The organism is Streptomyces sp. Inha503 (genome assembly GCF_047215865.1).
In the GTDB taxonomy this organism is placed as follows: domain Bacteria; phylum Actinomycetota; class Actinomycetes; order Streptomycetales; family Streptomycetaceae; genus Streptomyces; species Streptomyces lycopersici.
The window spans coordinates 9,300,899-9,323,011 of record NZ_CP178360.1 but is presented as its reverse complement, the minus strand read 5'-3'; the positions used below and the strand labels follow the sequence as shown (position 1 = coordinate 9,323,011).

Annotated in this window: 16 protein-coding genes and 2 pseudogenes; 8 read left to right on the top strand and 10 right to left on the bottom strand. The window is 72.1% G+C overall.

Annotation, left to right across the window (positions count from 1 at the left end; all coding sequences use genetic code 11):
* Positions 1-2 precede the first annotated feature (2 nt).
* The 4 genes from ACJX2R_RS39540 to ACJX2R_RS39525 are packed head-to-tail and all read right to left on the bottom strand — an operon-like array spanning position 3 to position 4,489.
* Positions 3-794, bottom strand: coding sequence for a CDP-alcohol phosphatidyltransferase family protein (locus ACJX2R_RS39540; protein WP_078559614.1), 792 nt, complete (start codon positions 792-794; stop codon positions 3-5).
* Entirely contained in the window at positions 760-1,833 is a 1,074-nt protein-coding gene (locus tag ACJX2R_RS39535; protein WP_020867256.1) for an iron-containing alcohol dehydrogenase family protein, read from the bottom strand. Before ACJX2R_RS39535 ends, ACJX2R_RS39540 begins: the two co-directional genes overlap by 35 nt.
* Positions 1,821-2,558 (bottom strand): sugar phosphate nucleotidyltransferase, encoded by a 738-nt coding sequence (locus tag ACJX2R_RS39530; protein WP_210945126.1) that lies wholly within the window; start codon positions 2,556-2,558, stop codon positions 1,821-1,823. Before ACJX2R_RS39530 ends, ACJX2R_RS39535 begins: the two co-directional genes overlap by 13 nt.
* Positions 2,555-4,489, bottom strand: a complete 1,935-nt coding sequence (locus ACJX2R_RS39525) for a DUF5941 domain-containing protein (protein ID WP_413106061.1) — start codon at positions 4,487-4,489, stop codon at positions 2,555-2,557. Before ACJX2R_RS39525 ends, ACJX2R_RS39530 begins: the two co-directional genes overlap by 4 nt.
* 682 nt (positions 4,490-5,171) lie before the next feature.
* Between ACJX2R_RS39525 and galE the strand changes: the two genes are divergently transcribed.
* The 3 genes and pseudogenes from galE (at position 5,172) to idi (ending at position 7,030) form a co-directional block, all read left to right on the top strand.
* The gene (gene galE, locus ACJX2R_RS39520) at positions 5,172-6,158 is read left to right on the top strand and encodes a UDP-glucose 4-epimerase GalE (RefSeq protein WP_413104007.1); all 987 of its coding nucleotides are present in this window, start codon (positions 5,172-5,174) and stop codon (positions 6,156-6,158) included.
* A 61-nt stretch (positions 6,159-6,219) separates the two neighbouring features.
* A pseudogene (locus ACJX2R_RS39515) lies at positions 6,220-6,354 on the top strand (cation transporter); the annotation flags it as partial.
* 64 nt (positions 6,355-6,418) lie between these two features.
* Positions 6,419-7,030 (top strand): isopentenyl-diphosphate Delta-isomerase, encoded by a 612-nt coding sequence (gene idi, locus ACJX2R_RS39510; RefSeq protein ID WP_262705454.1) that lies wholly within the window; start codon positions 6,419-6,421, stop codon positions 7,028-7,030.
* On the opposite strand, the gene ACJX2R_RS39505 is transcribed toward idi, so the two are convergent.
* Complete coding sequence (locus ACJX2R_RS39505; protein WP_413104006.1) at positions 7,005-7,511, bottom strand: ATP-binding protein; 507 nt, start codon at positions 7,509-7,511, stop codon at positions 7,005-7,007. The two genes, idi and ACJX2R_RS39505, sit on opposite strands and share 26 nt — an antisense overlap.
* Positions 7,512-7,773: 262 nt before the next feature.
* On the opposite strand from ACJX2R_RS39505, the gene ACJX2R_RS39500 reads away from it, so the two are divergent.
* The 4 genes from ACJX2R_RS39500 to ACJX2R_RS39485 all read left to right on the top strand — a co-directional run bounded on the left by ACJX2R_RS39500 (position 7,774) and on the right by ACJX2R_RS39485 (position 13,156).
* The gene (locus ACJX2R_RS39500; protein ID WP_413104005.1) at positions 7,774-8,532 is read left to right on the top strand and encodes an enoyl-CoA hydratase/isomerase family protein; all 759 of its coding nucleotides are present in this window, start codon (positions 7,774-7,776) and stop codon (positions 8,530-8,532) included.
* Between the two features lie 260 nt (positions 8,533-8,792).
* Positions 8,793-9,656 carry an SCO6745 family protein gene (locus ACJX2R_RS39495; RefSeq protein ID WP_413104004.1) on the top strand — a complete coding sequence of 288 codons (864 nt, stop codon included), beginning with the start codon at positions 8,793-8,795 and terminating at the stop codon, positions 9,654-9,656.
* An 839-nt stretch (positions 9,657-10,495) separates the two neighbouring features.
* Positions 10,496-10,636, top strand: a complete 141-nt coding sequence (locus ACJX2R_RS39490; RefSeq protein WP_020867265.1) for an LPFR motif small protein — start codon at positions 10,496-10,498, stop codon at positions 10,634-10,636.
* Positions 10,637-10,777: 141 nt separating this feature from the next.
* Positions 10,778-13,156: a Tex family protein gene (locus ACJX2R_RS39485; protein ID WP_413104003.1), complete on the top strand. Its 2,379-nt coding sequence runs from the start codon at positions 10,778-10,780 to the stop codon at positions 13,154-13,156.
* Between the two features lie 133 nt (positions 13,157-13,289).
* Here ACJX2R_RS39485 and ACJX2R_RS39480 read toward each other — a convergent pair whose 3' ends face one another.
* The 4 genes from ACJX2R_RS39480 to ACJX2R_RS39465 all read right to left on the bottom strand — a co-directional run bounded on the left by ACJX2R_RS39480 (position 13,290) and on the right by ACJX2R_RS39465 (position 19,892).
* Positions 13,290-14,333 (bottom strand): oxidoreductase, encoded by a 1,044-nt coding sequence (locus ACJX2R_RS39480; protein ID WP_413104002.1) that lies wholly within the window; start codon positions 14,331-14,333, stop codon positions 13,290-13,292.
* Positions 14,334-14,447: 114 nt separating this feature from the next.
* Entirely contained in the window at positions 14,448-16,193 is a 1,746-nt protein-coding gene (locus tag ACJX2R_RS39475; protein ID WP_413104001.1) for a BCCT family transporter, read from the bottom strand.
* Between the two features lie 250 nt (positions 16,194-16,443).
* Positions 16,444-17,766: a M14 family metallocarboxypeptidase gene (locus ACJX2R_RS39470; RefSeq protein WP_413104000.1), complete on the bottom strand. Its 1,323-nt coding sequence runs from the start codon at positions 17,764-17,766 to the stop codon at positions 16,444-16,446.
* A 107-nt stretch (positions 17,767-17,873) separates the two neighbouring features.
* Entirely contained in the window at positions 17,874-19,892 is a 2,019-nt protein-coding gene (locus tag ACJX2R_RS39465) for a Xaa-Pro dipeptidyl-peptidase (RefSeq protein WP_413103999.1), read from the bottom strand.
* 185 nt (positions 19,893-20,077) lie between these two features.
* Between ACJX2R_RS39465 and ACJX2R_RS39460 the strand changes: the two genes are divergently transcribed.
* A complete protein-coding gene (locus ACJX2R_RS39460; RefSeq protein WP_413103998.1) occupies positions 20,078-21,568 on the top strand; it encodes a M1 family metallopeptidase in 1,491 nt (496 codons plus the stop codon).
* A gap of 190 nt (positions 21,569-21,758) precedes the next feature.
* Here ACJX2R_RS39460 and ACJX2R_RS39455 read toward each other — a convergent pair.
* Positions 21,759-22,082: pseudogene (locus ACJX2R_RS39455) on the bottom strand (ABC transporter permease); the annotation flags it as partial.
* Positions 22,083-22,113: the final 31 nt, after the last annotated feature.

The window sequence follows — 22,113 nt, the reverse complement described above, 5'->3', positions numbered from 1 at the left end:
GCTCACTTGAGCCTGCTCGACGCGAGGATGGACACGAGGTGAAGCAGGGTTTGCAGCAGGGCGATACCGGCCAGTACGGCAACGCCAAGACGGGTGAAGAACAGGTCGCCGCGCACCTGGTCCACGACCGCCACCACCAGGATCAGCAGCGATGCCTCGACCCCGAGGACCAGCCGGTGGAACTTCAGCGCCGCGGCCGCCCTGCGGGCCAGCGCCACACCGGACGAGCGCGGCTCGGCGGCCGCCTCCTTGACCGGCGGCAGACCGCCCTGGTGCCGGGCGACCCCGACGAGGTCGGTCTCGGCCTTGATCAGGATGGCACCGAGCGCGGCGAGGGTGCCGAGGAACGCCCACAGCCAGTCGATCCGCCCGGAGCCCCACAGATCGGCGGCGCGCAGACCGAAGCCGACGAGCACCGCGGCGTCGCACAGGTACGCGCCGACCCGGTCCAGATACACACCGCCCAGCGAGAACTGCTTCTTCCAGCGGGCTATCTCGCCGTCGACGCAGTCCAGCAGCAGGTAGAGCTGGACCATCAGCACCCCGAGCACGGCGCCCGCGATCCCCGGCACCAGCAGGGCCGGGGCCGCGAGGGCGCCGAAGACGGTCATCAGATACGTCAGCTGGTTGGGCGTGACCCGCGTGTTCACCAGGTGCCGGTCGATGCGCAGCGAGATTTCCCGCATGTAGAGGCGCCCGGCCCAGTGCTCACCGCTCCGCCGGTCCTTCACCCCGGCGGGGTGGACGACCGGGCGGAGTTCAGCCACTGATGGCTTGACTGACTGCTTTGGCATAGTCGGCGTATGCGTCCCTGATCGCGTCGGATGAGAGGTCGAGGTGCTCGAGGATCGTGTAGCGGCCGGGGCGCGTCTTCGGAGCGAACTCCACCACCTGGACGAACTCGTCCACGGTGAAGCCGATCTCCTCGGGCAGCACGGGCAGCCCGTGCCGGTGCAGCACCTCGGCCATGTGCTCCGACTCCTCGTGCGCCCCGCGCAGACGCATCGCGAAGGCGGCGGCCAGACCGCACTGCTCGCCGTGGCTGGCGGCGCGCTTGGGGAAGAGGAGGTCGAAGGCGTGGTTGATCTCGTGGCAGGCACCGGAGGCCGGGCGGGAGTCCCCCGCGACCGACATCGAGATGCCGGTGAGCACCAGTCCCTCGGCCAGCACCTGGAGGAAGCCGTCGTCGCCGACCCCGCCGGGGTGGCGCAGCACGGCCTCACCGGCCTGGCGCGCCATCGCGGCCGCGAGGCCGTCGATCTGCTCGCCGGTCTCCCGGTTGGACAGCTCCCAGTCGGCGACCGCGGAGATGTTGGACAGGGCGTCGCCGATACCGGAGCGGACGAAGCGGACCGGCGCCTCCCGGATCACATCGAGGTCGATGACCACGGCGATCGGGTTGGGCACCCCGTACGAGCCGCGGCCCGCGTCGTTGTCGAGGGTCGCGACCGGGGAGCACAGACCGTCGTGCGAGAGGTTGGTGGCGACGGCGACCAGCGGGAGGCCGATGCGCGCCGCGGCGAACTTCGCGCAGTCGATGATCTTTCCGCCGCCCAGCCCCACGACGGCGTCGTAGTGCCCCGACTTCATGCGGTCGGCGAGCTTGATCGCGTCATCGAGGGTGCCGCCGTCGACCTCGTACCAGCTCGCGCCCGGCAGCGCCGGCGCCAGCCGCTCGCGCAGCAGGGCGCCGGAGCCGCCGCTGATGGCGATGGCCAGCTTGCCGGAGGAGGAGATCCGCTGGTCGGCGAGGACCCCCGCGAGGTCGTCCAGGGCGCCCGCGCGGATGTCGACGACGAGCGGCGAGGGGATGAGCCTCGTCAGTACTGGCACGCGATCTCACGGCCCTTCGCCAGATCGTCGTGGTTGTCGATCTCGACCCACTTGATATCGCCGATGGGGGCCACGTCGATCTTGAAGCCGCGGTTGACCAGCTCCTGGTAGCCGTCCTCGTAGTAGAGGTCGGGGTCGCGTTCGAAGGTGGCCTTCAGCGCGTCCGCGAGGTCGGCGGCGGCCTCGCCCTCGATCAGGGTGACGCCGATGTACTCACCGGTCGCCTCGGCCGGGTCCATCAGCTTGGTGATCTTCTGGACGCCCTTGTCGGGGTCGGCGACGACCTTCATCTCCTCGTCGGCGAGCTGCTTGACCGTGTCGAGGGCGAGGATGATCTTCTGCCCGTTGCCGCGCGCGGCCAGCAGGGTCTTCTCGACCGAGACCGGGTGCACGGTGTCGCCGTTGGCGAGGATCACGGTGTGCTGGATCGCGTCACGGGCGCACCAGAGGGAGTACGCGTTGTTCCACTCCTCGGCCTTGTCGTTGTCGATCAGCGTGAGCTTGACGCCGTAACGCTTCTCCAGCGCCTCCTTGCGCTCGTACACCGCCTCCTTGCGGTAGCCGACGACGATGGCGACCTCGGTCAGACCGACCTCCGCGAAGTTGCCGAGGGTCAGGTCGAGGACGGTGGTCTCACCGTCCACGGGCACCAGGGCCTTGGGAAGCGTGTCGGTGTAGGGGCGCAGACGCCGTCCGGCGCCGGCCGCGAGCACGAGGCCGATCATGCGGGTTCTCCTGATTCGTCGTGTACAGCGGGTGCTCCTGAGGACACCCAGAAGCGGATGCTCTCGATGAGCACCGCCAGCGCGAGGGCCGCCGCCAAAGCGGTCAACGCGATGGTGAAACCTTGGTTCTGGTGGTGCAGCAGGGCAGCGGCGGCGGTGACCGCCACCGTCCGCCCCTCGTGCCCGCCGATCGCCCGCACCAGCCGGTGCGGGGGCGCTCCCGTGCCGCCACGGATGCGGTACACCGTGTCGTAGTGATGGTAGGCGACCGCCGCAACGAGCCCGAAAGCCGCGGGCAAGGCGCCGTTCACCTCCGAGCAAGCCGCCAGGATCAGGATGGTGCCGTATTCGGCCGCGCGGAAGAGCGGCGGCACCAGCCAGTCGAGGGGGCCCTGGAGGGGCGCGGCGACGGCGACGCCCGCGAGCACCGCGTAGAGCACGGCGCAGCCGACCGGCACCCAGGAACCGAAACCGGCGGCCGCGGTGCCGGCCAGGACGGCCGCGGTGCCGAGGGCGGCCGACAGCGGGGCGAGGTACGAACCCCTCCCGCGGGGAGCGGCCTTGGCGACCAGTTCGGCCAGCGGGCCGGAGTCGGTCAGCTCGGCGAGGGCGCGGGCGGCCCGGTCCGTGCGCTCGGCCCGGCGGGTCAGCGAGCGCAGCACCCGGCCCGCGGTGGTGTAGCAGGCGGCCAGCGCACAGCCGATGAGCAGTGCGTAGAAGGTGATACGGGGCGTGGTCAACGCCGTCAGTACGGCGATCATCGCCCAGCGCTCGCCGATCGGCAGCACGATCATGCGGCGCACCCAGACCGTCCAGCCGACGCTGTCGAGGCGGCCGGAGAGGGCGGCGGTGGGGCTGGTGTTGCCGGTGGCGTCGTGGTTGGCCTCGCTGAAGGCGAAGTCCACGACATGGCGGCAGGTCTGGAGCACCATCGCGCCGAGCGCGAGCGCCCATACGTCGTCACCGCCGCCGTCGGCGCGGGCGGCGCCGAGCGCGAGGCCCGCGTAGTAGGCGTACTCCTTGGCCCGGTCGAACGTGGCGTCCAGCCAGGCGCCGAGCGTGGAGTACTGGAGCGAGTAGCGGGCCAACTGCCCGTCGGTGCAGTCGAGCACGAACGAGGCGATGAGCAGTACACCGGCCGAGACGAACCCGGGCCGGGTGCCGGTGGCGGCGCACGCCGCCGCGATGAGGGCGGTGATGAGGGAGGCGGTGGTGACCTGATTGGGGGTCAGCCCGCGCCGGGCGCACCAGCGGGCGATGTAGCGGGAGTACGGACTGATGCAGAAGGTCGTGAAGAAGCCGTCCCGCGACTTCACGGCCGACCGCAGCCGCACCCGCTCCTCGTCCACCGTGTCCACGGCGTCCCGCGCCGCGGCCCGAGCAGCGGCGTCCGCGGGCACGGCGGCCACGAGCACCCCGAGCTCGGGCCGGTGCACGGGGACGCCTTCGGCGTCGAGGGCGGCGGCGAGGTCGTCCACACGGGAGCGGGCGTCGGCGGCGGCGTCCGTGGCCGCCTCCGCGGCCACGGACCGCGACGGTGCGGCGAAGCCGTCGGCGGCGTGCCCTGCGCCGAGCGTCTCACCGGCCCGCGTGGCGCGCCCGGGAGCCACGGCGTCCGGGTGTACGCCTGCGGCGGCGGCACGGTCCGGCGCGGCCCCGTGCGTGGCCTCGCCGGGTGCGGCCGCGCCGGTCGCGGCGGCAGTGGGCGAGCCGGCGGCGCCGAGGGCGGTGGCGGTCCCGGACGGCCGCGTCCGGCTCCGGCTCTCGGCGTACTCGCCCGGCGCGTGCGCCACGTCGGACGCGCGCAGCGCGCCGTCCGCGCTCGAAGCCGCGGCCGCTCCGGGCACGCCCGCGTCGCCGCCCCTGGTGTCCGCGCCGGGGCCCGGGGCCGAGCCGACGGACGGCCGCGCCTCCCCCGCCCGGTCGGGCACGGTGGCGGGCACCACTGTCGGCGCGGCCTCGCGCACCGGGCTCTCGGCGGAGCCGAGGGCCTGAGCGGGGGCGGCGGTGGGCGCCCCGCCTCCGTTCCCGGCGGTCCGCGCCGTGGCGGCGGCAGCCGTCACGGCGCGGACCAGGGCCGTACGCGCCTCGGCCTGAACGCTGAGCGCACCGCGCACCGTCGCGGCGGGGAAGCGGGGGTCGGTGAGGGCCAGCCGCAGGGCATGGACATGACCGACGAAGCGGGGGTCCACGAGGGCCACCCGCTCATGCGCCGGGACGGCGGCGAGCTCCGCCGTGACCCCGGCGGCGTCGGTCGTCGTACGCACGGCGAAGCCCAGCGACCGCAGGTCGTCCTCGAGGGACGAGCCGGCGACCGGCGCACCGGTGAGAATCGCGGTCGACAGACGAACTCACTCCTTGGCAGCTGACATGGTGGCCGCGCCGCTGATGGCACTGGCCTGGGCCCTCCGGGCCATGGGCATCGCACGCCCTGGCCCCGTGGGGTCGGCGGCACGTCCGGCAGAGGCTATCGGATCGATGGAAGCCGCCGTTCACCGCACATTCACCACACGATCGGGGGAACGACCACTTCCGCGCGCCGCCGATCATCATGGTGGATGGCGGCTGTCCTCCACAAACGGCGATCGCCCCGCCATGGATAGGGTGCGGGGCATGACATGGCTGATCACAGGTGGTGCCGGATATATCGGGTCGCATGTTGTGCGGGCCATGGCCGAGGCGGGCGAGTCCGTGGCCGTGCTCGACGACCTGACCAGCGGCGTCCGGGCGCGGCTGCCCGAGGACGTGCCGCTGGTGTGCGGCTCCACCCTGGACCGTGAGCTGCTGGACCGCACATTCGCCGAGCTGGGGATCACCGGTGTGGTGCATCTCGCGGCGAAGAAGCAGGTCGGGGAGTCCGTGGAGCAGCCGCTCCGCTACTACCGCGAGAATGTGCACGGGCTCACGGTGCTGCTGGAGGCGGCGGTCGCGGCCGGTGTCAGCCGCTTCGTCTTCTCCTCCTCCGCCGCCGTCTACGGCATGCCCGATGTGGAACTCGTCACCGAGGACACCCCGTGCCTGCCGATCAATCCGTACGGAGAGACCAAGCTGGCCGGAGAATGGCTGGTCAGAGCGGCGGGCGCGGCCCACTCCCTCTCCACGGCCTGTCTGCGCTACTTCAATGTGGCGGGTGCCACGCACCCCGAGCTGGCCGACACCGGAGTCTTCAACATCATCCCGATGATGTTCGAGCGGATCACCGAGGGGGAGCCGCCGCGGATCTTCGGTGATGACTACGACACCCCCGACGGCACCTGTGTCCGCGACTACATCCATGTCGAGGATCTGGCCTCCGCCCATCTGGCCGCGGCCCGCCGGCTGGCCGCGCGGCCGGGGCCGGGCGATCTCACGGTGAACATCGGCACCGGCCGGGGCGTCTCGGTGCGGGAGATGTCCGATCTGATCGGCGAGATCACCGGCCGCCCGGAGCTCACCCCGGTGGTGGGGCCGCGCCGGGCGGGCGATCCGGCCCGGGTCGTCGGATCCACCGAACTGATCGCCAAGGAGCTGGGCTGGAGCGCCCGGCACGATGTGCGCGCGATGGTGGAGTCGGCCTGGGAGGGCTGGTGCCTGCACCACCCCGAGGCCCGGCGGGGCTGACCGGGGCCACCGGCCTCACCGGGCACCGGCACGGCTGACCGGGGCGGTCGCCCCGGGGGCCCTGGACGCGATGGGCCACGAGCGGATGCCGCACGCCCTCCAGGGGTGTCCCGGGGAGCACTTCGACGTCGGGCACCGCACGTTCCAGCTGGAACCGGGTGGGCATGCTGATCGCGAAGCCAAGCTGTGCCACTGACATAGACGAGAGGCACATGTGCGGCAGACTTGGACGTTCACGAGTCGGAACTATGAGGATGGTCATGCCGATCACACCTGCCAACGGCGGCTCCGCCGAGACCGCCGAGACCGCCGCGCCGAGCGGTTCCGCAGAACGGATCATGCTCGAACTGGTCGACGAGGACGGTACGACGATCGGCACCGCGGAGAAGCTCTCCGCTCATCTCGCGCCCGGCCGGCTGCACCGGGCGTTCTCCGTCTTCCTCTTCGACGACGAGGGGCGGCTGCTGCTCCAGCGCCGCGCGCTGGGCAAGTACCACTCCCCCGGGGTCTGGTCCAACACCTGCTGCGGCCACCCCTACCCCGGTGAGCCGCCGTTCGTGGCCGCCGCCCGGCGCACCGCCGAGGAGCTGGGCGTGGCGCCCGCACTGCTGCGGGAGGCGGGCACGGTCCGCTACAACCACCCGGACCCGGCCTCGGGCCTGGTGGAGCAGGAGTACAACCACCTCTTCGCGGGGCTGGTGCGGGCGACCCCGCGCCCGGACCCCGAGGAGATCGGCGAGATCGCCTTCGTCACCCCCGACGAGCTGGAGAAGCTGCGTGACGAGGGGCCGTTCTCGGCGTGGTTCATGACCGTGCTGGACGCGGCCCGCCCGGCGGTCCGTGAGCTCACCGGGACGGCGGCAGGCTGGTAGCGGCGCCGGGCAGCGGAAGTGCGGCCCAGACCACCTTGCCGCCGCTCGCCGTTTGGTCCACGTCGTAGGCCCCGCCCGCCTCCTCCGTGATCGCCGTCACCAGCAGCAGTCCCCGCCCACCGGTCCCGCCCTGGTCCGCCAGCAGCGCGACGGGCCGGTAGGGATGGTTGTCCTCGACGGCGATCCGGACCCAGTCCCGGCTCAGGGAGACCTCGACGGCGATCTCGGGGGAGAGCAGCGCGGCGTGCCGCACCGCGTTGGTGACCAGCTCGGAGACGATCAGGAGCAGACTCTCCACCAGTTCGTCGTTCACCGGCACCCGCTGATGGGCCAGCAGCTCGCGCACCGCGTGCCGGGCCTGTGGCACGGAGGAGTCCAGGGCCGGTGCGGTGAACCGCCAGGTCCCCTCGTAGCCGACCGGGGACGGGGGCGCGGGCGGGGCGTGTCCCGCTTCGGAGGGGACTCTCCCGACGATCTCCATGTGCGATACCCACCCCTCGCCGCGGCCCGACCAACTCGTATCGAGTGTTGGGAAGCTCTGGTACTGGCCGAAGGACTACGCACAACTTGACGCTTATCGAGCGTTTTTGATCGTTGGCGTATGCCACGGTCACGCGCTCGACTGTTCCTGCTCGCGTGGATTCCATGCATTGACTCTGCGGATTCCGAGCCTTGCCTCAGCCGTGACCGGCTTGAACGGCCGGGTCCCAGCGGATATGAGCGGCCCGGATACGATCCGCCACATGGAGCCCTCTCTGGAGCACGAGGTCGCGGACGGCATAGCGACCGTCGTCATCCGCCACCCCGCCAAGCGCAACGCGATGACCCCCGGGATGTGGCGGGCGCTGCCCCCGCTGCTGACCCGGCTCGCCGCCGACCCCGCCGTACGCGCACTGGTGCTCACCGGCGACGGCGACACCTTCTGCGCGGGCGCCGACATCGGCTCGCTGAGCGCCACGTACGAGGAGACCGCCGGGATCGCGCTGCCCGCCGAGGAGGCGCTGGCGGCCTTCCCCAAGCCGACCCTGGCCGCGGTGCGCGGCTACTGCGTGGGCGGCGGCTGCCAGCTCGCGGCCGCGTGCGATCTGCGGTTCGCCGAGGAGGGCGCCCGGTTCGGGATCACCCCGGCCAAGCTGGGGATCGTCTACGCCCCCAGCTCGACCCGCCGGCTGGTCGAGCTGGTGGGACCGGCCACCGCCAAGTTCCTGCTCTTCTCGGGCGAGCTGATCGACACCGAGCGGGCGCTGCGCACCGGGCTGGTGGACGAGGCGCTGCCGGTGGGCGAACTCGACAAGCGGGTGGCGGAGTTCACGCGGGTGCTGGTCTCGCGGTCGCAGCTCACCCAGGCCGCGGCCAAGGAGTTCGCGGCCGGGCGCGTCGAGCCGGACAGGGTCGCGTACTGGCAGGAGCAGGCGGGGGACAGCAAGGAGGCCGCCGAGGGCATCGCGGCCTTCTTCGAGCGCCGCCCGCCGCGGTTCCGCTGGACCCCACCGGCCGACTGAATACGGCGGGACGCGGCCGGATCGGGCGGGGCCCATGGGATCCGTAAGGGCGTCACGGCGGCCGGGGCGTGGCGGTGGCCGGGGGGCGTGGCGGGACCGGCCGGGGCGCCACGGTGACCGAGGCATGGCGGGACCGGCCGGGGCGATGGGATCCGTAAGGGCGTCACGGCGGGCAAGGAGTGGCCGGATCCGGCGGGACCGACGGAGACTGGTGAGACCCGGGCTACCGGGGGTGACTACCTGTCGGTAACGTGCGGCCCATGACCACACTTTCCGAGCTTGCCGCCCGTCGCTGTTACAGCGTCGTCAACCCCCTCCACTCCGCCATCTACTTCTCCCCCGACTTCGGCGAGGAACTCGCCGAGCTGGGGCTGAAGGACAGCGCGGCGGCGTACTTCGTCGGCCGTGCGGCGCCCATGGGGCGGGTGGGCGCGGGCACAGTCACCGCGACCTTCTTCAACTTCAGCCACGAGCTGGTCGCCCGCCACATTCCGGCCGCGTGGGACGTGGTCTCCCCCGAGATCGCCCTGGAGGCCCGGCTGCGGGCCGCCGACTCGGTGCTGCGGCGGGTGCTGGGCGAGGAGGTCATCGCCTCCAAGGAGCTGGCCGAGGCCGCGGAGCTGGCCCTGCGCGCCACGGAGGCCTGCTCGCGCCTGGCGCGGCCCCTGTACGCCGCCCACGCCGATCTGCCCGTCCCGGACGCCCCGCACCTGGCGCTGTGGCACGCCGCCACCCTGCTGCGCGAACACCGCGGCGACGCCCATCTGATGACCCTGGTCGGCGCCGGGCTGGACGCGGTCGAGGCGCTGGCCTCCCACACCGCGACCGGTCAGGGCATGTCCACCAAGTGGATCCTGCGCACGCGCGGCTACAGCGCCGAGGAGTGGGAGGCGGGCCGCCGGCGGCTGCGCGACCGCGGCCTGCTCACCGCCGACAACGAGCTGACGGAGGCCGGTGAGCGGCTGCGCCGGGACCTGGAGGCCGAGACCGACCGCCTGGACGCGGCGCCGTACGAGCACCTGGGCGCCGAGGGCGTGTCCCGGCTCACCGAACTCGCCACCGCCTTGTCCACGACCGCCCGCGAAAACGGCGCCTTCCCGGCCGACCTCCGCGGCAAGAACTGACCCACGGCCTCCCTGGGGCACCGACTCGGCCCCGACCCGCGCCCGCGTCGCGACGGCCGGGGCCGAGCGGGCCCGCCCACGGGGTGTCCGCCGGATCTCTCCCCTCCCCGCAGTATCCATTTGCGGCTCCGCCACGTGGCCTGGGCTTCGCCCCAGACCCCGGGCCCGGGTCTGGGGCGAAGCCCCGATCCGGGCTCTGAGGCGAAGCCCAGGCCCGGGGACTGAGGCGGAGCCCCGGCCCGGGGACTGAGGCGAAGCCCCGGCCCGGGGTTTGAAGCGAAGCCCCGGGCCCGGGACCTGGGGGAAGCCCCGGGCCCGGGGACTGAGGCGAAGCCCCGGGTCCGGGCTCTGAGGCGAAGCCCCGGGTCCAGGATCTGAGGCGAAGCCCTGGTCCGGGACCTGGGGGAAGCCCTGGTCCGGGACCTGGGGGAAGCCCGGGTCCAGGGTCTGGGGCGAAGCCCCGGGTCCGGGGACTGAGGCGAAGCCCCGGCCCGCGGTCCGAGGCGAAGCCCCGGGTCCGGGGACTGAGGCGAAGCCCGGGTCCGGGGTCTGGGGCGGAGGCCCGGTTTCGGGGAGGGGCGGGGTGGGGGCAGCCCGCCGCAGGCGTCACGATCCGCCGGACGCCCCCCTGGGCACTGTAGGCCCGGCGTCAGCGGCCCCGCCGTGGCTCGCGTTTGGCAGGGGCACATCGGGATACCCGCTTGCTGTGCGCGATCGGCCGTCTGACAACCGGGCGCCCACACCGCGCGCCGCGTACGCCGGCAACAGCCCGTGCGCCGCGTAGCGAACGGTGCCCGGTGGCCGCCGCCGAGCCGCCACCGACCGACAGGAGGTATCCCGTGTTCCGCGCCATCGCCGACGTGCTCCGTGCCATCGGTGCCGCCATCGCGACCGTGGTGACGCTTCCCTTCCGCGCTGTGGCCCGCCTCTTCGGTGGTGTCTCCGACGCGGCGAGCGGACCGCGCCGCAGGCGGGTGTGATGACCGTTTCCGGCTGATACCGGTGTCCGCCCGGCCCGTACCCGGGTCTCCCCGGCCCGCCGAAAGCGTCGGCCGCGACCGCTTCGTCAGTGCCACCTGCCACAATGCAGGAGCAGTGCAGACCGAAAGCGGAGCGTGATCGTGACGACGTCCATCGAAGGCAGGATCGCCGAGGAACTCGGCGTACGGGAACGGCAGGTCAAGGCCGCCGTCGAGCTGCTCGACGGCGGCTCTACCGTGCCGTTCATCGCGCGCTACCGCAAGGAAGCGACGGAGATGCTCGACGACGCGCAGCTGCGCTCCCTGGAGGAGCGGCTGCGCTATTTGCGGGAGCTGGAGGAGCGGCGCACCGCGGTCCTCGACTCGATCCGCTCCCAGGGCAAGCTGGACGAGGCCCTGGAGGCGCAGATCCTCGCCGCGGACTCCAAGGCCCGGCTGGAGGACATCTACCTCCCCTACAAGCCCAAGCGGCGCACGAAGGCGCAGATCGCCCGCGAGGCCGGCCTCGAGCCGCTCGCCGAAGGGCTGCTGGGCGACCCGACCGTGGAGCCCGCGGCCGCCGCGGCGGCCTTCGTGGACGCCGAGAAGGGCGTCGCGGACGCCGCCGCCGCGCTGGAGGGCGCGCGGGCCATCCTGACCGAGCGGTTCAGCGAGGACGCGGACCTCATCGGCGAGCTGCGTGAGCGCATGTGGGAGCGCGGCCGGGTGGCCACCAAGGTGCGCGAGGGCAAGGAGGAGGCGGGCGCCAAGTTCGCCGACTACTTCGACTTCGCCGAGCCGTTCACCGAGCTGCCCTCGCACCGGGTGCTGGCGATGTTCCGCGGTGAGAAGGAGGAGGTCCTCGACCTCACCCTGGAGCCGGAGGAGCCCTCCGAGGAGACCGGCCCCACCTCCTACGAGCGCTCCATCGCCCACCGCTTCGGCATCGCGGACCGCGGCCGCCCCGCCGACAAGTGGCTGGCCGACACGGTGCGCTGGGCCTGGCGCACCCGTGTCCTGGTCCACCTCGGCATCGATCTGCGGCTGCGGCTGCGCCAGGCCGCCGAGGACGAGGCCGTCCGCGTCTTCGCCGCCAACCTCCGCGATCTGCTGCTCGCCGCCCCGGCCGGGACGCGCGCCACGATGGGCCTCGACCCCGGCTTCCGTACGGGCGTGAAGGTGGCCGTGGTCGACGCGACCGGCAAGGTGGCGGCCACGGACACGATCTACCCGCACGTCCCCCGCAACCAGTGGGACGAGGCCCTGGACAAGCTGGCCCGGCTGGCGCGTGAGCACAAGGTGGAGCTCATCGCGATCGGCAACGGCACGGCGTCCCGCGAGACCGACAAGCTGGCGGGCGACCTGTGCGCCAAGCACCCCGAGCTGAAGCTCACCAAGGTGATGGTCTCGGAGGCCGGCGCCTCCGTGTACTCGGCCTCCGCCTTCGCCTCGCAGGAGCTGCCGGAGCTCGATGTCTCGCTGCGCGGCGCCGTCTCCATCGCGCGGCGGCTCCAGGACCCGCTGGCCGAGCTGGTCAAGATCGATCCGAAGTCGATCGGCGTCGGCCAGTACCAGCACGACCTGTCCGAGGTGAAGCTCTCCCGCTCGCTCGACGCGGTCGTCGAGGACTGTGTGAACGGTGTGGGGGTGGACGTCAACACGGCCTCCGCCCCGCTGCTCAGCCGGGTCTCGGGCATCGGCACCGGCCTCGCGGAGAACATCGTCTCCCACCGCGACACCAACGGCCCGTTCCGCAACCGTAAGGCGCTCAAGGACGTGGCCCGGCTCGGCCCCAAGGCCTATGAGCAGTGCGCGGGCTTCCTGCGCATCCGCGGCGGCGACGACCCGCTGGACGGGTCGAGCGTGCACCCCGAGGCGTATCCGGTGGTGCGGCGGATGGCCACCACGGCGGGCGGCGACGTGTCCACCCTCATCGGCAACACCTCGGTACTGCGCGGCCTGCGGCCGAACGAGTTCGTGGACGACGCCTTCGGTCTGCCGACCGTCACCGACATCCTCAAGGAGCTGGAGAAGCCGGGCCGCGACCCGCGTCCCGCCTTCAAGACCGCGACCTTCAAGGAGGGCGTCGAGAAGATCGGCGACCTGTCGGCGGGGATGATCCTGGAGGGTGTCGTCACCAATGTCGCGGCGTTCGGCGCGTTCGTGGACGTCGGTGTGCACCAGGACGGTCTGGTGCATGTCTCCGCGATGTCCAAGACGTTCGTCAAGGACCCGCGGGACGTGGTCAAGCCCGGTGACATCGTGCGGGTGAAGGTCCTGGACGTCGACATCCCGCGCAAGCGGATCTCGTTGACGCTCCGGCTCGACGACGAGGCGGGCGCCCCGTCCGGCGGCGGCCGCGACCGCAACCGCTCCGACGAGGGCCGCGGGCAGCGCGGCGGGGGCCGTCGCGGCGCGCCCCAGCAGCGCCAGGGCGGCGGCCGTGGCCAGCGCGGCGGCGGCCGCGACGCGGCCCCGGCGAACGGCGCGATGGCGGACGCCCTGCGGCGGGCGGGCCTGCTGGACCCGAAGAAGCGCTAGGGGGCGGGGAGGGGAGCAGCCCGCCGCAGGCCTCAAGATCCACCGGACACCCCCTAGCCCGCTGAGAACGGTCCGCCCCTGGTCGGCCTCGCCATGACGGCGAGGCCGCGCGGGGGCGGGCCGACGGCCGCCGTCACCGTTCCACGGGCGTGACCCGGACCGCTTCATTGGTGCGGGCCACCAGGTAGGAGCGGCCGCGGAGGGCGCGGGGGTCCAGGGGAACGTGGTGGGTGCCCGGCTCCAGGACGGCATCGAAGAGCTCGCGCGTACGAGCCCGGGACAGCCGGTCCAGGCGATGGGCCACCAGCGCCACCCGGCAGGTGGACGCGACCTCGACCACCGCCTCCGCGCCACCCGCCACCGCCGTCAGACCGAGGAGGCGGCGGCGGTCGTGCGGGGTGCGATCCAGGGCCTGTTCGACCTGGGCGACGAGCAAGGGGACGATCGGGGCGAGCGCGGTGACGCACACCGCGTCGGAGCGCACCGCCGCGAAGGCGTCCCGGACCGCGTCACGCTCGTCCTGACCCACCGTCCGGCCGAAGACCACCACACCGTATTTGCGCAGCTCATCCTCGTGGGCACCCGCCGCGTCCAGGGTGATCTCGGCGCCGATGCCAATGCGGCGCAGCGCGGCGGCCAGCTTGGCGAGGACGGCGGCGCGCGGCCCGATCAGCAGCGCCCTCGGACCGTTCGGCATCTCGGGCGTGAGCGCGCCGTCCGCGGTCAGCAACCCCTTCAGCGCGGTGCGGTACTGCTCGCCGTGGAAGCGGTACGGGCCGAGGTCGTGGTATCCGTCGCGCTCGACGTCCGGGGTCTCGCCGGTCTGCCGGACGAAGTCGCGCCAGACGACGTCGGGACCGTCCCGCTCGATGACGGCGGTGACGGCCCCGCACTCCAGCCCCTCGCACTCCGGGCAGCCGTAGAGGACGAACCGGCTCCCCTCCAGCGGCGCCTCCGTCTCCAGCAGCAGCAGCCGCACCTGCTCGGCGAGGGCGGACGGCCCGATGTCGGCGGCGAGCGGTGAGACCGCGTCGAGGTCGGCGAGGCGCCCCAGCAGGGGTCTGCCGTCCACCACGAAGTCCAGGAAGTCGCGGTGGGTTTGGTACGCGCCGTCGGCCAGCACACCGCCCGCGCGCATCGCCGGGGCCAGCCCGAAGGTCACGTACTCGGAGGTCATGCCCCAAGTATTCCCGCTTCGGGGCGGTATCAGGGGGTAACCGGCGGTGCGCCGCCCGGACCGGGGGTCCGGGCGGCGCGACACGGCCGCGCCCGAAAGCTGCGGCCGGGGCCGCTAGCCGGACTTGGCCGCGGTGGTGCGGTCGTCCGGCCCGGCCGCGCCGTCCGCGTTCCCGGACGGGGAATCGGCATCCGACGGGGAGTCGGCGTCGTCGGTCGGGGTCGCCGGGCCGATGCGGATCTCGAACTCGCCCGCGTACTTCTCATGACCGGCGATGACCGCCATCTCGACGGCCTCCTCGCCCTTCTCGCCACGGACGATCAGCGGATCACGGCGCAGATCCTTCAGCAGGGCCCAGCACAGCCCCACCATCACCAGCGTGAACGGCGCCGCCACCAGGATCGTCAGGTTCTGCAACCCGGTGAGGGCATCGCCCCCACCGCCGCCGATCAGCAGCATCACGGCCGCCACCGCGCCCGTGACCACACCCCAGAAGATGACCACGAAGCGGGTCGGCTCGAAGGCGCCCTTCTGCGAGAGCGTGCCCATCACGATGGACGCGGCGTCGGCGCCGGAGACGAAGAAGATGCCGACGAGGATCATCACCAGGACGCTCATCACCCCGGCGACCGGGTACTGGTCCAGCACCCCGAACAGCTGTCCCTCCTGGGTGGATTCCTTCCCCAGCCGCCCCGCGGCCTGAAGCTTCATCGACGAACCGCCGAAGATGGCGAACCAGATCAGGCTGACGGTGCTCGGAACCAGGATCACACCGCCCACGAACTGCCGGATGGTGCGGCCGCGGCTGATCCGGGCGATGAACATGCCCACGAACGGCGTCCAGGAGATCCACCAGGCCCAGTAGAAGACCGTCCAACTGCTCAGCCAGTCCGCGACCGACTTGCCGCCGGTGGCCTCGGTGCGGCCCACCAGCTGCGGCAGATCGCCGATGTAGGAACCGATCGAGGTCGGCAGCAGATCGAGGATGATGATGGTCGGGCCCGCCACGAAGACGAAGACCGCGAGGAAGAGCGCCAGCACCATATTGATGTTGGACAGCCACTGGATGCCCTTGGCGACACCCGAGACCGCGGACGCGATGAAGGCGACCGTCAGGATCGCGATGACGGCGACCAGCAGCCCGGTGCCCACGTCGCTCTTCCAGCCCAGCACCTCGATACCGCTGCCGATCTGAAGCGCGCCGAGGCCGAGCGAGGCGGCGGAGCCGAAGAGGGTGGCGAAGATGGCCAGGATGTCGATGACCCGGCCGCCCCAGCCGTTGGCGTTCTTGGAGCCGATGAGGGGCGTGAAGACCGCGCTGATGGTCTGCCGGCGGCCGCGGCGGAAGGTGCTGTACGCGATGGCCAGGCCGACGACCGCGTAGATGGCCCAGGGGTGCAGCGTCCAGTGGAAGAGCGTGGTGGACATCGCGGTCTGCATCTTCTCGGCCGCGGTGCCGGGGTCGGTCCCGGGCGGCGGGGAGATGAAGTGCGACAGCGGCTCACTCACGCCGTAGAACATCAAACCGATGCCCATGCCCGCGCTGAACATCATCGCGACCCATGAGACGGTGCGGAATTCGGGTTCCTCGCCCTCCTTTCCGAGGGTGATCTTGCCGTAGCGGCTCATGGCCAGCCAGAGGGCGAAGATCACAAACCCCGAGGCGGCCAGCACGAAGGCCCATCCGCCGTTGTGTATCAGTCCGGAGAGCATGCTGTCCGAGACGCTCTCCAGGGTGTCGCTGGCCACGGACCCCCAGATGACGAAGGCGACCGTCAGCGCGGCGGAGACGCCGAAGACCACGCGGTCCGTCCCGGGAGACCGATGGGGCCCGGCTGGGTCGGAGCCGGGGAGATCCACGACCGGAGGATCGCCGCTGACGTTCCCCGTAGTTGTACCTGTCTGCGGCACGCAAAAGACCTTTCACTGGGGGTTTACCTGACGGATTTCCGGCTACCCAGGACTCCAGGATGCATGCCACCGGCCGTGGGGCCGGTGTTTTCGTGCGCCGTCAGGGCGTCAGAGCAGCGCTGTCAGGGCATCAGGCCGGCACCGCCGGGGCGTGAGGGGCAGCGCCGGGACGTCAGGTCAGCGCCGTCGGGGCGTCAGGTCAGCACGCGTCCACCGGCCGCCCCTCGGTGAGGTGGTACGCGGCGCGGCCGTCCAGCAGCAGCGGCACCAGCGCGCGGGCCGACTGGCGCAGCGGTACGAAGGCGCTTCCATCGCGTTTGACGGGCCGCACGGTCACCCCGTGCAGGGCCAGCTCGTCCCGTACCTCGCCGTAACTCTCGGCGTCCAGCCGGTAGCCGCACGGCGGATCCTGGAGGACCGCGCCCTCCTCCGGCGGTTCGTTGTCGGCGCCGCCGAGGTAGACCGGGCCCCGGTCGGCGTAGCCGGCCAGCCGCGCCGCCGTCGTGGCCGCCTCGATCCGGGCGCGCCGCTGGGTGATGAAGCCGAAGGCGCCGTTCAGGGCGGCCAGATGGGAGTCCACCCGGCGGCGGTTGTTGAGGGTGGGGTCGGCCTTCTCGGCGTCGGTGAGCGGATCGACCCGGGTCTCGACCAGCAGCCCGACGGCGGACTTGACGCCCGCGGTGTTGCGCAGGATCCGCTCCTGGCCGTCGCCCGCCACCTGTTTGACCGGCTCACCGGTCTCGGGGTCGGTCCAGATGCCGTAGACGCCGGTGGAGTGGCCCGCGGCCTCGACGCTCGGCCGCACATAGGCGTCCGACAGGGTCCGCGCCTCGCGGTGCACCGGGCCTGAGGTGTTGAGGTTGCGCGGCCACAGCGCCAGCAGGTCCTTCACGTAGTAGGGCTCGGTCGCCCCGTACTCGTGCAGGTCGTAGACGGTGTCCGGGCGCCAGTCGCGGATGACGCCCGCCATCGCGCGGGACTCGGCGGTGGAGAGCGCGATGTGGTCGCGGTTGATGTCCACGCCGTCGGAGTTGCCACGGGTGTCGGCGGCGCGGCCGTCGGGGTTGGCGGTCGGGACGACGAGCACCTGGGTGCGCTCCAGGAAGCGCCGCGTCCGGCCGTCCTTGGCGTAGGCGAGGTCGCGGATGGTGGACAGACACGCCTCGCGGCCGGAGGGCTCGTCGCCGTGCTGGGAACAGATCAGCAGCAGGACGTTGCCGCGCGCCGCGCGGGCCGGATCGGCGGGCGCGGCCGGTGCGCCGATCCGCACCAGCCGCAGCGGCCGCCCCTGCGCGGTGGCGCCGATCCGGTCGACGGCCACGCGCGGTGCGGCCTTGTCGACGGCCGTGAGGAAGTCCGCCTCCTCGGCCTGGGTGGTCCACCGTGCGCCATGGCTGACCTCGAACCCCGTACGCGGCGGGCGCTGTTCGGCCCGCGCGGGCGCACTGAGGAACGACCCGGTCAGCAGCGCACCGATCGCGCCGCAAGTGGCGCTGCGGACGAGGGGTGACCGCGAGAACACGAAGGACCTCCTGGGGTGAGGGGATGCGGGGCGATATCGGTGCCGGCGTCCTGCCGGGCCCGCCGCCGGTGGGCCCCCGCCCGGCGGCGGGGACCCACCGGCGCGGATCAGTCGTGGGTGGACATGGACGGGAGCGGGGTCCGGTGGTGCGGGGCCCGTACGCCCTTCAGGGGCGGTGTGGCCGCCGTACGCGAGGGGGCGGCCGCGGCCTCCGGGGCGCCGCCGACCAGCGGCAGACGGGCCGAGGTGCGGGGCAGGTCCAAGGTCAGCCGGGGGGTGGTGGACGGCGGTTCGATGAGGCCGGCGTCCGTACCGGCGATGATCAGACCGAGGCGGTGGCCGGCCGGGACGACATGGTCGGTCGCCGCGAGGTCGAGGGTGATGGTGTACGCCTTGCCGGGGGTCAGCGGGCGGCCCTTGCCGTCGTCCGCGGAGTGACCGAGGTCGGCCCAGCCCCGGCTGAAGACCGTGTAGTCCACGTCCTCCTTGTCGGCGGCGGTCTCCTTGAAGCAGCCGCTGTCGCCCTCCGTGCCGCTGCCCCAGCAGGTGCGCCGGTCGAGGGTGGTGATCCCCTCGCCCGCCGCCGTGTAGTCGCGGATGGTGGCCGGGCCGAGGTCGACCAGGACCGCGGAGAGATGGGCGCTGGTGGTGGAGGGCGTGGCGGTGACGGTGACCGTGCCGGAGCCGGACAGCCGCAGGTCCTTCTTGAGCGGGCCGGTGGTGAAGCCGGCCTTGCCGGGCGTCGCGGTGTCGATCGCCGCGGACCAGTCGGCCTCGCTCAGCGCGGGGTCGTCGGTGAAGGTCTCCGTGGCGCCGGGCTCGGCCCGCTCGGTGCCGAGCACGCCCACTCCCGCCGTGGCGCCCCCGCGCGGGCGCAGGATGGTCTGCCGGGTGCCGGAGGGGGGCCAGACGCGGTCGGTGGACCACTGGTCGGGGCCGCGCTCGACATCGGCCATCGGCTCGCGCTCGATGCCGTTGTCGACCCCGAGGAGGTAGTGGTCGAACCAGCGGTGCAGGGTGCGCACCCACTCCCCGCGCCGGTAGTCGAACGGGTCGACATGCCCGGTCTGCGAGAGCCAGATCTTGCGCTCGACGCCCGCGTCGGCGAGGGCGTTCCACCACTGTCCGAGGTGCTTGGTGCGGACGTTGAGATCCTGTGCCCCGTGGACGGCGAAGACGCTGGCCCGCACCTTGTCCACGGCCGGTACGTAGTCGCGGTCGGTCCACAGGCCGGTCCAGTCGCCGTTGCGCGGCGCGCCCTCGACCAGACGTTTCTGTACGGCGGCGCAGCGGGCGTGGGCGTCATCGCTCTCGACGGCGTCCGAGAGCCCGTCGGGGCCGGAGTCGAAGAGCGCGGCGCCCTTGGCGAAGTAGTAGTCGTACCAGGAGGAGATGGCGCCGATGGGCACGACGGTCTTGAGCCCCTTGACGCCGGTGGCGGCGACCCCGTTGGCGATGGTGCCGTCGTAGCTCTTGCCGATCATGCCGGTGGCGCCGTTGGACCAGCTCGCCTTCACCCGCTCCCCGCCGGTGCGGGCGCTGTACGCGGTCGCGCGGCCGTTCAGCCAGTCGACCACGGCCTTGGCGGAGAGGATGTCGGAGCGGCCGCCGACGTCCACACAGCCGTCGGAGCGGTTGGTTCCGGCGAGGTCGACCAGGACGGTGGCATAGCCGCGCGGTACGAAGTAGTTGTCGTAGAAGAGCGGGAACCGGACCGGGTTCCCGGCCGCGTCATAGGTCTTGGTCTGGCTCTCGTTGCCGCGCCCGCAGCAGGAGTAGTACGGGCTGGCGTCCATGATGACGGGGATGCGGCGGCCCTGGGCGGCGGGTTCGCGCGGCCGCACGATGTCGACGGCGACCCGGTCGGTCCGTCCGTCCGCGTCGCCGTCGATCGTGGTGTCCACCCATACGGATTCGCGGATGGCGTTCTCGTAGGAGTAGACCGGTCTGCTCTCTGATGGGGTGTCCGGTTTGCCGCCCGATCTGCTCTGCGCGGCGGAGACGGCGTGGGCGGCCGGGGCACCGAGCGGTGGCAGCAGCGATACGGCGGCGGCGACCAGCGCGGTGACCGCCGACAGCACGAGTGTGGTCCAGGGGATGCGGGATCTCCGCGTCTGTAGCAGCACGGGCGGACGGTAGCGCGAGTCAACTCCCGTACAGAAGAGGGCGATACGTGTCCTGGTTGTGTCCGAGTCGATGCGCGTTGCGTCCGGATGTCGATTGGATGTCGGACGGCGTGATGGACGTGAGGTGCGCGTGAGGAGTACATAGGGTCACGAGTGATCGTTCTCCCCTACGAGTTGGAGGACTCGTGCGTCACCACAGACTCCTCGTCCCGGGCGCGGCAGCGGCCTGCCTGCTGCTGGCGATCCCGGCATCGGCGGCCGATGCCACGCCGGGCGCTCCGGGCATCGGGGACTCCTACTACCCCTCGTACGGCAACGGCGGGTACGACGTCTCCCATTACGACCTGCGGCTGAAGTACCAGCCGAAGACGGACCGGCTGGAGGGCACGGCGACGATCGTGGCCGACGCCCGGCAGGATCTGTCCCGGTTCAACCTGGACTTCGCGCTCGATGTGAGCGAAGTGCTGGTGGGCGGGAAGAAGGCCGCCTTCAAGGCGACCGGAGACCATGAGCTGGAGATCACCCCGGCCGCGCCGCTGACCCCCGGCCGCCCCTTCACCGTGGTCGTGCGCTACAGCGGCACGCCCTCGAAGGTCGTGGCGAACGGCTTCACCTCTTGGCTGCGCACCCCGGACGGCGGGATCGCGGCCAATGAGCCGGAGTCGGCGTGGTGGTGGTTCCCGAGCAATGACCATCCGCTGGACAAGGCCACCTACGACGTGTCGGTGGCGGTGCCGGACGGAACGCAGGCGATCAGCAACGGCACCCTTCAGTCGAGCAGCTCCCAGCTGGGCTGGACCCGCTACAACTGGCGCTCCAGCAAGCCGCAGGCCACGTATCTGGCCACGCTGGCGGTCGGCAAGTTCGACATCACGACGGACACCACCGCCAACGGGCTGCCGGTGATCAACGCCTACAGCAAGGACCTCGGGGACAACGCGGGGGCGGCGCGGGCCAGCGTGGAGCGGTCGGCGGAGATCGTGGACTGGGAGTCCACGGTCTTCGGCCCGTACCCCTTCGACGCGCTGGGCGGCTATGTGCCCAATGTGTCCACGAGCTACGCGCTGGAGACCCAGACCCGGCCGTTCTACAGCCCGAAGGGGTTCGCCAAGGGCGCGAACACCTCGCTGATCGTGCATGAGCTGGCCCATCAGTGGTTCGGCGACAGCGTCTCGCTGAAGGACTGGCGCGACATCTGGATCAACGAGGGCTTCGCCAGCTACGCACAGTGGCTGTGGTCGGAGAAGGAGGGCGAGGGCACCGCACAGGAACTGGCGGACTACACCTACGCCTCCTACCCGGCCGACGACCCCTTCTGGAAGGTCGAGCCGGGCAACCCGGGGGCGGAGAACCAGTTCCATGACGCGGTGTACGACCGGGGCGCGCTGGCCCTCCAGGCGCTGCGGAACCACATCGGCGACAAGGACTTCTTCGCGATCCTGAAGGGCTGGACGGCGGAGCACCGGTACGGGAACGCCTCCGTCAAGGACTTCGTGACCTACGCCGAGAAGGTGTCGGGCAAGCCGCTGGCCTCGCTCTTCGACACCTGGCTGTTCACCCCGTCGAAGCCGGCCGCCGCGCAGGCGCGGGCGGCGGAGCTGAGCCCGGCCAAGGCGCCGGTGCGGCCGAAGTCGTGGCAGCGGATCCAGGACACCCACAGCGCCCACGGACGCTGAGCCACCCGGGCCCCGGCCGGTCCCCCACCCCGGCCGGGGCCTGGCGGCCTCCGCGACGCGGCGGCACTGTCGCGTACGGCTTACCGCTTGGCGGAGCGCTGGTAGGCCGTCCGCGCCCAGAGATAGCCGCGGGCATGGACTCCGTGGAAACGATGGCGCTGTCCATGAAGGGGAGGAACTGCAAGGGCAGGGGTATGTTGCTCGCGGACTCGGGGGTCCTGGCCATCAGGCCGATCGCCGCCGCGACCCAGGTGAGCGCCAGCGTGACCAGGGCGAGCAGACCGGCGACCGCGAGCCATTCGACGGGGGTGGCATCCGGCCGGAAGCCGACGAGCAGCGCGATGCCGATGATGAAGGCGATGCTGATCAGCGTCTGGATCACGCTGCCCACGACATGCCCGGTGAGGAAGGACGCCCGGGAAATCGCCATGGTGCGGAAGCGGTTGACGATGCCCTCGGTCATGTCGACGCAGATGCCCACCACGGTGACCAGGGCCCCGGAGATCGCGGCCATCAGGATGACGCCCGGCGCGACATAGTCGATA